Source organism: Dehalococcoidales bacterium, from assembly GCA_030698765.1.
Classification (GTDB): domain Bacteria; phylum Chloroflexota; class Dehalococcoidia; order Dehalococcoidales; family UBA2162; genus JAUYMF01.
The window spans coordinates 1-8,609 of the sequence record JAUYMF010000178.1 but is presented as its reverse complement, the minus strand read 5'-3'; the positions used below and the strand labels follow the sequence as shown (position 1 = coordinate 8,609).

12 protein-coding genes are annotated in these 8,609 nt (G+C 52.0%); 5 read left to right on the top strand and 7 right to left on the bottom strand.

Annotated features, from left to right (window positions below):
* Both Q8Q07_09030 and Q8Q07_09025 read left to right on the top strand, forming a co-directional pair.
* On the top strand, positions 1-270 hold a 270-nt coding region (locus tag Q8Q07_09030), incomplete at its 5' end, for a hypothetical protein (GenBank protein ID MDP3880429.1).
* Positions 271-407: 137 nt separating this feature from the next.
* Positions 408-638, top strand: coding sequence for an RHS repeat-associated core domain-containing protein (locus tag Q8Q07_09025; protein ID MDP3880428.1), 231 nt, complete (start codon positions 408-410; stop codon positions 636-638).
* Here the strand turns inward: Q8Q07_09025 and Q8Q07_09020 are convergent.
* The 3 genes from Q8Q07_09020 to Q8Q07_09010 form a co-directional block, all read right to left on the bottom strand.
* Positions 598-993, bottom strand: a complete 396-nt coding sequence (locus tag Q8Q07_09020) for a hypothetical protein (protein MDP3880427.1) — start codon at positions 991-993, stop codon at positions 598-600. The two genes, Q8Q07_09025 and Q8Q07_09020, sit on opposite strands and share 41 nt — an antisense overlap.
* A 17-nt stretch (positions 994-1,010) precedes the next feature.
* Complete coding sequence (locus tag Q8Q07_09015) at positions 1,011-1,241, bottom strand: 4Fe-4S dicluster domain-containing protein (protein MDP3880426.1); 231 nt, start codon at positions 1,239-1,241, stop codon at positions 1,011-1,013.
* Positions 1,242-1,327: 86 nt separating this feature from the next.
* Positions 1,328-1,990 (bottom strand): Crp/Fnr family transcriptional regulator, encoded by a 663-nt coding sequence (locus Q8Q07_09010; GenBank protein ID MDP3880425.1) that lies wholly within the window; start codon positions 1,988-1,990, stop codon positions 1,328-1,330.
* Positions 1,991-2,446: 456 nt separating this feature from the next.
* Between Q8Q07_09010 and Q8Q07_09005 the strand changes: the two genes are divergently transcribed.
* Both Q8Q07_09005 and Q8Q07_09000 read left to right on the top strand, forming a co-directional pair.
* Positions 2,447-2,821, top strand: coding sequence for a nitrous oxide-stimulated promoter family protein (locus tag Q8Q07_09005; GenBank protein MDP3880424.1), 375 nt, complete (start codon positions 2,447-2,449; stop codon positions 2,819-2,821).
* A gap of 11 nt (positions 2,822-2,832) precedes the next feature.
* Positions 2,833-3,327 carry an HD domain-containing protein gene (locus Q8Q07_09000; protein ID MDP3880423.1) on the top strand — a complete coding sequence of 165 codons (495 nt, stop codon included), beginning with the start codon at positions 2,833-2,835 and terminating at the stop codon, positions 3,325-3,327.
* 16 nt (positions 3,328-3,343) lie between these two features.
* Here the strand turns inward: Q8Q07_09000 and Q8Q07_08995 are convergent, their stop codons facing one another.
* Positions 3,344-4,207 carry a mechanosensitive ion channel family protein gene (locus Q8Q07_08995; protein ID MDP3880422.1) on the bottom strand — a complete coding sequence of 288 codons (864 nt, stop codon included), beginning with the start codon at positions 4,205-4,207 and terminating at the stop codon, positions 3,344-3,346.
* A 165-nt stretch (positions 4,208-4,372) separates the two neighbouring features.
* Here Q8Q07_08995 and Q8Q07_08990 point away from each other — a divergent pair, with 165 nt between their 5' ends.
* A complete protein-coding gene (locus tag Q8Q07_08990) occupies positions 4,373-4,930 on the top strand; it encodes a hemerythrin domain-containing protein (protein ID MDP3880421.1) in 558 nt (185 codons plus the stop codon).
* 83 nt (positions 4,931-5,013) lie between these two features.
* Here Q8Q07_08990 and Q8Q07_08985 read toward each other — a convergent pair whose 3' ends face one another.
* From Q8Q07_08985 to Q8Q07_08975, 3 genes are all read right to left on the bottom strand, one after another.
* Positions 5,014-6,891 (bottom strand): ABC transporter substrate-binding protein, encoded by a 1,878-nt coding sequence (locus Q8Q07_08985; protein ID MDP3880420.1) that lies wholly within the window; start codon positions 6,889-6,891, stop codon positions 5,014-5,016.
* Positions 6,892-7,198: 307 nt separating this feature from the next.
* On the bottom strand, positions 7,199-7,636 hold the full coding sequence (locus Q8Q07_08980) for a GNAT family N-acetyltransferase (protein ID MDP3880419.1): 438 nt from the start codon (positions 7,634-7,636) through the stop codon (positions 7,199-7,201).
* Positions 7,637-7,710: 74 nt separating this feature from the next.
* Positions 7,711-8,361 carry an HAD family hydrolase gene (locus Q8Q07_08975; GenBank protein ID MDP3880418.1) on the bottom strand — a complete coding sequence of 217 codons (651 nt, stop codon included), beginning with the start codon at positions 8,359-8,361 and terminating at the stop codon, positions 7,711-7,713.
* Positions 8,362-8,609 lie beyond the last annotated feature (248 nt).

Here is an 8,609-nt window from a genome sequence, read left to right as displayed (position 1 = left end):
ATCATATTGTTTTTAAGTCTTTTTATAGGACTCCTCATTGGAATAGGATTATTATTTTACCCTAACCGAATTATCAAATTGATAGAAACCAAGTTTTCATCTTTTTTTGAATGGCGTGGAAGGATTTTATTGGGACGGCATTACGATCCTCAAAACCCCGGTATTTTACCTCGCAAATTCTACAACTTTTGGTATAGATTATGGGGAATCGTCTTAATTATTTTATGCTTAGCAACCTTGTACGCTTTGATTTCTCGTTTGTCTCAATAACCTACTATGTAGCTTACATACCTTACATACAATGTATGCGACGTTAATTTGAGATTACTTATAGCACATCTGCTCGAAGCTAGCAACTACGCCGGTTTTAAGCTAAAATGAAGCTAAACAGACCCAAGGAGGAAACAATGTTAAAGCCTAAATCTCCTCAAGCTTCATTTTATGGAAGCATCACCTACCACCCCTTCGGAGACCGCCGAAATAGTCAGGGTGATTTAGCTACGGACAGGCTCTTTACCGGCCAGAGGCTGGATGATACCGGGCTCTATTACTACGGGGCAAGGTATTATGACCCAATAATCAGTGGCAGTAAAGCGGTCAGAAACAGCCAAGCTGGCAGTCGTGTATCTTTATCTTGAGCTTGTTAGCGGTATCGGCAACTGTTCGTGGGGCTACTTTAGACTCTTTGGCTACCTCAAAAGCGCGGGTACAGGTGAGCCTGCCATTCTCCAGGGATGCGGAAACCTTTTCAGCCAGTTCCGGATTGAGCTTTATGCTGTCCAGGTCATGGACGGCTTTCTCAAACTTGAAACAGCCGAGCTGGCAGTCAATGATTCTGGCCCTGATCTGATTCGCCATATCGCCTACCTGCCGGCGGCTGACACCGGCTTTACCGGCAATCTGAAAGGCTGCGGCACAGGGTAGATGATCATCGGTCAGTGATGCTCTCACTTCCCTTTCTAATACGTCTTCCAAACCGTTTGTCTCTGTCATGAAATAACCCCTCTTATCTAGGAAGTTTCAGAATCAGGTTCCTTTTCCAGCAGAATTATCTCGAAGGGGCATCGAATCGCCCCGGAGGTACAAAGAGCCTCACATTCCGCGCAATAATCACAATCTTCGGGTTTCACTATAACAGCTTTGCCATTTACCAGAGTAACTATGCCGGAAGGGCATAACTGCACGCAGTCACCACAGCCATTGCATCTCTCCAGGTCTATTTCCGGTATCGCTATACCCATCACATCTTCCCTCACGGTTTAATTGTACTGGTTCATTTTCACTTTAATGTATGTCCCGGATTACGTATACGACTTTTGTCGCAAATCTAAAGCATCCCTCTCAGTATCCTCGGGTCTACTATCAGGATGCGTTGTCCCTCCATTTTGATGCCGCCCTTCTTCTCCAGCGTTCTTAGTCCCCGGCCGACCACGTCCCGGACGGTGCCAATCATGGCTGCCATCTCGTCCTGGGTTAATCTGCGTACCGGTGAGGGACCTCCTTCAACCACGGCTAAATCGAGAAGAACCTTGGCCAGCCGGCTGACCACGCTGCGGAAGGAAAGGTCTTCTACCAGTACCGTCATGCTGCGCAACCGCGTCGCGAACTGCCGGATAACGTTCAGTGCTGCCGGGCAGTCATTCAGCAGGGAGAGCATTCTATCTTTAGGTATGAGGTAAGCAGTGGAATCTTCGAGCGCCGAGGCGCTGGCCGGATTAGCCCCTCCATCAAAGACAGGAACATCATTGAAAATATCCCCTGGCCGGGCGATGAGCAGCACCTGCTCTCTTCCTTCCGGTGAGCTTTTGAAGATGCGGAGCTGCCCTGATTTAACTACGTACAGGCCCTCACACGGTTCTCCCTCAAGGAAGACAATCTCACTCCTGGGGAAAGAGAGTTCTACGCTCCCTTCCCTGACCCGCTCCATCTGCTCGTTGCTCAGTTTGGAGAAGTAGGGCAGGGATTCCAGGAACCCATCTGGTATCGGCATCTGACAGCCCTTCCTCAAACATAGCTGAAGATTTGTTCAATCTTACCATAACTTGAAAATCCCTGTATAGTTGACCGGTGTATCAACTTCCCGCGAAAGTTCTCAGCAGACATGTAATTATGGGCAAGAAAGGGGTATTACGCCGAATAAATAACCCATTTAAGTTGACGCCCATCCCCCAAAGTGTTAGGGAGAGAGAAGGGGCTTTGTCGCGATCTCAGCCGAACGGGGGACAGAGGGGTGAAGTCGAAGCTTCCGCAATGATGTCCTTCCCCGGGAATGATGATATGACGGATTCCGGTTTTTCGCGTTTCGCGGTAAGCTCGTGTATACGACTTTTGTCGTATACGCCGGGGGAGTGCAAGATGATATATTTTAATAAGCCTGTTATTAAGTTTAGGTTCCCGTTTCTCTGGCCAGCGGGTTCCGGAAGTTTGCTGTGATTGGAGGGAAAAGGTGTCCAAAATATTCGAACGGTTAAATACCAAGAAGGAGAAAGACATCAGAACACTGGCTGACTTTGTTCAGATATTTTGCCGGGAGAACCATTCCTCGGCCACTAGAGAAGCCTTCCCCGTAAAGGAAGAGCGGTTGCAGCCGATACTGGATGGGCAAACTCCTGAGCTATGCCCGGATTGCGTTAAACTATTGAACCACGGTATCGCCAAGCTGCTTCTTTGTTCTCATGACCCCAAGCCGATGTGCAAGAGATGCAAGACCCAATGTTATGGCCCGGGCTACCGGGAGAGGATCCGTGAGGTGATGCGCTTCTCCGCCCTTTACCTGATCAAGCACGGACGCGTGGACCTGATGCTCCATTATATGTTTTGAGAGAGGGAGAAATGGACGGTCTCAAAGAGGCGTTGATCGGCGCCATGGAGGCTTACTTTCAGGGAGACGCCAGGAGAATCAGCCATGCCCGTCAGGTAACCGCCTGTGCCGAGGAGCTTCTGGAGAAGGATGGGGGCGACTATCCGGTGGTTATCGGTGCGGCGGTACTGCATGACATCGGGATTCACGCCGCTGAAGAGAAATACGGCAGTACCGCCGGCCATTACCAGGAGCGGGAAGGCCCGCCTATTGCCCGGCGTATCCTGAACGGGCTGGGGTTTGCGCAAGAGCAAACAGACGAGATTTGCCAGATTATCGCTCATCACCATAGCCCCGGAAAGATAGATAGCCGGAATTTTAAGATACTGTATGACGCTGACTGGCTGGTAAACCTGAAGGATGAGTATGACATCCAGGACCGCCGGAAGCTGAGCGGCATTATCAACCGGGTATTTCTCACCGAAAGCGGCCGGATGCTGGCGCGGAACATTTACCTCCAGGCTTAATGGCAGTCGCTTGTCACTATGGCGTTGGAGTTCCCGTGAGATCATTACCGAAATACACCTTGGTATGCGGCCACGGTATTTCAATATTTTCACTATCAAATTCCTTCTTGAGGCGGAGCCTGAGCTCCCCCATCACCGCCCACTGCTCAATGGGTTTGACGTCACCCAGTATCTTAATCTCAATCCCGGAATCGGCAAAGTTGTCCACTCTCAATACCTGGGGCGCTTTTATTATCCGGCTTTTCCAGTCAACGTCTTCCGCCAGTTCCTGCCCCACGCGGTTTATCACATTTATGGCATGGTCCAGGTCAGTGCCGTAGGCGACGGAGATATTAAGGTTGACCCGGCTGAAGTGCCTGGTGAAATTACTGGCTACTCTGATCTCGCCATTGGGAACGTGGTGCACGATGCCGTCAAGGTCACGGAGCACCGTTTTCCTTAAGGTTATTTCCTCCACCAGGCCGGCAGTACCGGCTACTCGGGCCACGTCACCAACGCGGTACTGGTTCTCCATGACGATGAAGATACCGGCAATCAGGTCTCTTATCAGGTACTGGGCGCCGAAACCGACGGCGATACCGGCAACGCCGAAGCCGACCAGTACCGGGCCGATGTCAATACTGAGTTCAGATAATATCATCAGCGAGATAATGATGATAGTGATGACATGCCCTATGCCGATAAAAACATTTGCCAAGGTGGTCGCCCTCTTCTCAATTCCTTGGGCGCTCTCTCCTCTGGTTTTGACTATAGTGCGCCGGATAAGTGTCCGCATTACTTTCTTAAGGGGCAACCACAGACCGGCTCCGATAGCCAGTATGATAAGGATGCGAATGCCATGCTCCAGAAGCCAGCCGGTAAAAGCCGTCCAGTCAATCATAAGCAACCTCCTGGTGATATGAGATATTCTTAACTGGATTATATAATATTAAGAAACTTTTTGATAAGGCAGGCCGGTTATTCCCAGGATGATGCAAATCATATACGCTGGTGGGCATTGGCAGGTATACTGGGCTATAAAAGATTTTCTTGAGGAGGTGACAGTATGTCCGCGACTGAAGAGCTGAAAAAGGAACACAGGGTTATTGAAAGAGTGCTGACAATAATAGGTGAGGCTGACGTCAGAGAAAGTGAAGGAAAGGATTTGCCTGCGGAGTTCTTTCCCAAAATTATCGATTTCATCCGCAACTTCGCTGACCGGTGTCATCATGGTAAGGAGGAGGACAATCTCTTCCCAGCCATGGAGCAGCGCGGAATTCCCAGGCAGGATGGACCGGTAGCCATCATGCTTATGGAGCATGACGAGGGGCGTGGCTACGTGAGAGGTCTGGATGAGGCGGCGCAACGCCTGGCGGCAGGCGACAAGGGAGCCATGAGGGAAGCAATGGATAATGCGCTGGACTATGCCGGATTGCTGCGCCAGCATATTGAGAAAGAGGATAATATCCTCTACCGGATGGCTGACCAGGCACTCACGGCGGCGGATCAGCAGCAGTTGCTGGAGCGGTTTGAGGAGGTTGAACGGGAGCGTCTGGGGGAAGGCAAGCATGAGGAATACCTGACACTGGTTGCCGACCTGGAACGGGAACTGGGTATCAGCTAGGTATTCGGGCCCTGCAAAAGGAGAACAAGAGAGGGGGTACTTTCCGCAAGTACCCCCTTCTGTTTACCAGCCTGAAAACCCGTCTACCGCCCTCCGGTGATCTGCTGCCTCAAGTCCCGATCGATCCAGAGGTAGCGGGCCGGACCAAGGTATTGGCCACGGCCGGTAAGCGATTCGCCGTTGAAACCCTTTATCCAGGGTTGCCAGGCCAGGTAGAGGTAGGGCGCCGGCATATGGACGATCCAGGCCTGATTTAAAGTGTAGGCGAACATCTCCTTCATCCACGGCCAGGCCTGCGGTTCATCGAACATGAAAACCTGGAGCACCTTATCACGCGTCTCCATGAGGAATGAATCATCGATCATTCCGAAATCAGCGGGGTCTGACGGCGTCCACTCGTGGAACGCCCAGGGGCCGTTATTATCGAATGTGCTCCAGCCTGCTTCCATGACAGTTCTACCGTCCTTCATCGAGGTGAAGGTAACCACTTCATGCACCGCGATCTGAAGGTCGACCCCGATTTGCGCGAAGTAGTACTTGACTACAGATAGCAGGTCGACGTCGAACTCGGTGGAGGTGTCCACGGTCATCTTGAAGCCGGCAGGGTAGCCGGCCTCTGCCAGAAGCTGCCTGGCCTTTTCCGGATCATAGGTATACATCTCCTTGACCTCATCCGATTGTTCTTCAAGCGGAGTGAACATCTCCGGGAACTCGGTTTGCAGGATCGGTCCTCCCATCACATCAGCATCACCAACGTAGTATTCCCGGGCGATCGCCTCACGGTCCACCGCCATCTGTAGCGCCCGCCGTACCTTGAGGTCATACCAGGGTAGCTCCGGGTTGTTTACCACCAGGTGAAGGGCTTGATTAATTTCTCCGACCTGCTTGAAATTCATCTGGGGGTTGGTGGCTGCTAGGCTTTTCTTGTCATCCGGGCTGATCATCGTCTTCTGGTAGAGGGAATCGATCTTGCCGGTACGGAGGCCGGCCATTATCGTCGATGGATCGGTGATGAAGAGGTACTTCACCTCGTCAACGTAGGGGAGCTGATTATCCGTGAAGAAGGGATCATGCTCCCAGTAGTTTGGATTGCGGACATAACTAGCGGTGCTTGACTCAACATAGTCTCTCAGCATGAACGGCCCGCTACCGACCATGTGCTGCCATTCACGGAGGTCGCCGTACTTATCGACCGGCTCGTGCGCGTAAATCGGCATCCAGGTGACTACCTGGGATATTACAGTACCGAGATACCCCGGGTTAGACTTGACGACCACCGTGTATTTATCCGGGGCCGTCACCGATACCGGCCGCTCATCAGGCAGTATCCGGGCGACCCAGTAGTTTTTAGGCATGTCAGAGAACTCCCGTGTCCAGGTATAGACCACGTCATCAGCGGTCAGCTCACGGCCACCTACCAGCCGGCTGGCCTCGCTCTGCGGGTCAAGAGCGAAATGGACCCCTTTACGGAGGTGGATCACCACCGTGGTATCATCCGGCGTCTCCCAGCTCTCGGCGAGATGACCGGTCTGAAAGGTCAGGCCGTCAACCGAGATATTATACAGGGCTTCCCCAGTGCCGGTTGGCCCTCTTGTCCAGTCATAACCGATTACCCGCTCATTGGTCTGGTTCCAGAGAGAGGTGCTGATGCTCATCAATAGCGGATCAAAGCTTTTGGGCCCCTTCTGTGGAACGGTAGTGTAGGTACCACCGTATTGGGGTTTTTCCATTTGCTTTTGCACCGTCGTCCCGTTCAGCTTGGTCAGGCTGACCTGTGCCGTCTCTGGACCTGATGGTGTGGTTGTCGGCGTAGTTGGTGTCGTCGGTGTGGTCGGGGTCGTTGGCGCGGTCGGTGCTGTTGGTGTGGCCGGTGCTGTTGGCGCTGCCGGAGCACAGGATGCCAGTAGCAGGGACAGCACCATCAAGCTACTTACTACCAACCAGACAAACTTGCTTTTCATCTCTTTTCCTCCCCAAATTCCTCTTTTTCTGACGGATAGTTCTAAAGTAAGTCCCCCGGCTTGAAGTCAGTTTCCCTCATATTCCTACCTCCTGTTCAAGATTTCGGTGTAGCCGGTCTATTGCTCTATTTCATACCTCCCGGCGAACGTTCATTCCTTTTGAAATGAGATAATTCGGGTCATTACGTATGTTTGTGCTCGAATGTAGCATCTATTTGGCGATTTGTCAAGTTCTGGCTCCTGTTGCTCGATAATAATGCTCAAATGAGTCTGGAATAATGGGTCTTTAAGATAGTTCCGGGGAACATCAAAGCCGTTTCCACATTTGAATGTGGCTTATGCCCGCCTCCTCGAATATCTCGCCCTGCTCCTCAAAGCCGCATGACTTGTAGAAATCAGCCGCCGATAGCTGAGCGTGCAGGATTATATATTCTATCTGCCGGTTAGCGAGCAGTTCCCCGAGGAAGGCTATTATCAGCCTGCCGACACCCTGCCGGCGGAAAGCCTTAAGTACCGCCATCCTCTCTATTTTTGCACGGTGATTGTCCAGGAAGCGGACTCTGGCGGTTCCGATTACCCTGTCCCTGTCATCCTTTATCACCACGTGCAGAGCTTGCTCATCGTAGCCGTCATATTCCTCTTCTTCGGAAATACCCCGTTCATTGACGAATACCTCCCGGCGGACTTTCAGGGCTTCGGCTAAAAGCTGATCGTCGCTGACCAGTTCACAGGTAAATATGCTCATTTGTCCTGTTCCTTTACAATAAAGAAGCTATCTTCAAAGAGAACAAGGGCGGTAGTAAGCCGGTTCGGCCTGGACTAGAGGAAACTGAGCAGTTCGGCCGGTTCCTGAAGCAATGCTCTGGCTCCACCGGCGAGGAGTTCCCCGGCGGTACGGAAGCCCCAGAGTGCTCCCAGGGGATACATATCAGCGGCGGCGGCGGTCTTCATATCAATATCCGAGTCTCCCAGGTAAAGAAACCCGGTTGGCTTAATGTTGAGCTGTTGCGCTATCTTTAATGCCCCCGTCGGGTCGGGTTTTTTGGGCAGGGAGGGCATGGCGCCGATGATAGGCTCGAACTGCCACTGCGGTAACAGCCTGGATACCATCAGTTCCGTAAAATCATGCGGTTTGTTGGTTAGTATCGCCATTCTGACGTTGCTGCCGGTGAGTTCATCAAGCAATTCCGGGATGCCGGGGTAGGGCCGGGTGTTTTCCGCCCAGCGCCGGGAGTATTCCTCATTTATTCGGGGGATAATCCTGTTTAGTGTGGCAGTATCCCGACGGTCCTCCGGTAAGGCCCGGCTCGCCATGGCTTCCCGCCCATCACCGACAAAGTAGCGGTAGGCTTCCAGGTCATGCTCCGGCAGTCCCAGGTAGCCCAGGGCGCTGTTTACGGAATCAGCCAAATCTTTGAGGGTATCAAGAAGTGTCCCGTCAAGGTCAAATATCACGGCGCTGTGTTTCATTTATACTTCATAGTAACTCGGTGGACAGCTGCGGTAGCAGGCACAAAGGAAAGGCTCTGCCGGGAGTTATTCCGGCACTGATGATATTCTAGCCTTATTGGACGGCAGGCGCAAGTTTTACGGTGGTATGCCGGTAATGCTAGTGTCCTGTCAGCCTAATATCTGGATGAATGACCTCATCCCCTTTTGTCCCCTTCTCCTGCCAGGAGAAGGGGAAGAGATTTAAAGAGAGGGGGCAAAGTCCCCTC

What these genes read in the sequence shown, in the direction of transcription:
- Q8Q07_08985 (MDP3880420.1), bottom strand. Translation starts at nt 6,891, where the DNA reads ATGAAAAGCAAGTTTGTCTGGTTGGTAGTAAGTAGCTTGATGGTGCTG.
- Q8Q07_09020 (MDP3880427.1), bottom strand. Translation starts at nt 993, where the DNA reads ATGACAGAGACAAACGGTTTGGAAGACGTATTAGAAAGGGAAGTGAGA.
- Q8Q07_08990 (MDP3880421.1), top strand. Translation starts at nt 4,373, where the DNA reads ATGTCCGCGACTGAAGAGCTGAAAAAGGAACACAGGGTTATTGAAAGA.
- Q8Q07_09015 (MDP3880426.1), bottom strand. Translation starts at nt 1,241, where the DNA reads ATGGGTATAGCGATACCGGAAATAGACCTGGAGAGATGCAATGGCTGT.
- Q8Q07_08975 (MDP3880418.1), bottom strand. Translation starts at nt 8,361, where the DNA reads ATGAAACACAGCGCCGTGATATTTGACCTTGACGGGACACTTCTTGAT.
- Q8Q07_08980 (MDP3880419.1), bottom strand. Translation starts at nt 7,636, where the DNA reads ATGAGCATATTTACCTGTGAACTGGTCAGCGACGATCAGCTTTTAGCC.
- Q8Q07_09025 (MDP3880428.1), top strand. Translation starts at nt 408, where the DNA reads ATGTTAAAGCCTAAATCTCCTCAAGCTTCATTTTATGGAAGCATCACC.
- Q8Q07_08995 (MDP3880422.1), bottom strand. Translation starts at nt 4,207, where the DNA reads ATGATTGACTGGACGGCTTTTACCGGCTGGCTTCTGGAGCATGGCATT.
- Q8Q07_09010 (MDP3880425.1), bottom strand. Translation starts at nt 1,990, where the DNA reads ATGCCGATACCAGATGGGTTCCTGGAATCCCTGCCCTACTTCTCCAAA.
- Q8Q07_09000 (MDP3880423.1), top strand. Translation starts at nt 2,833, where the DNA reads ATGGACGGTCTCAAAGAGGCGTTGATCGGCGCCATGGAGGCTTACTTT.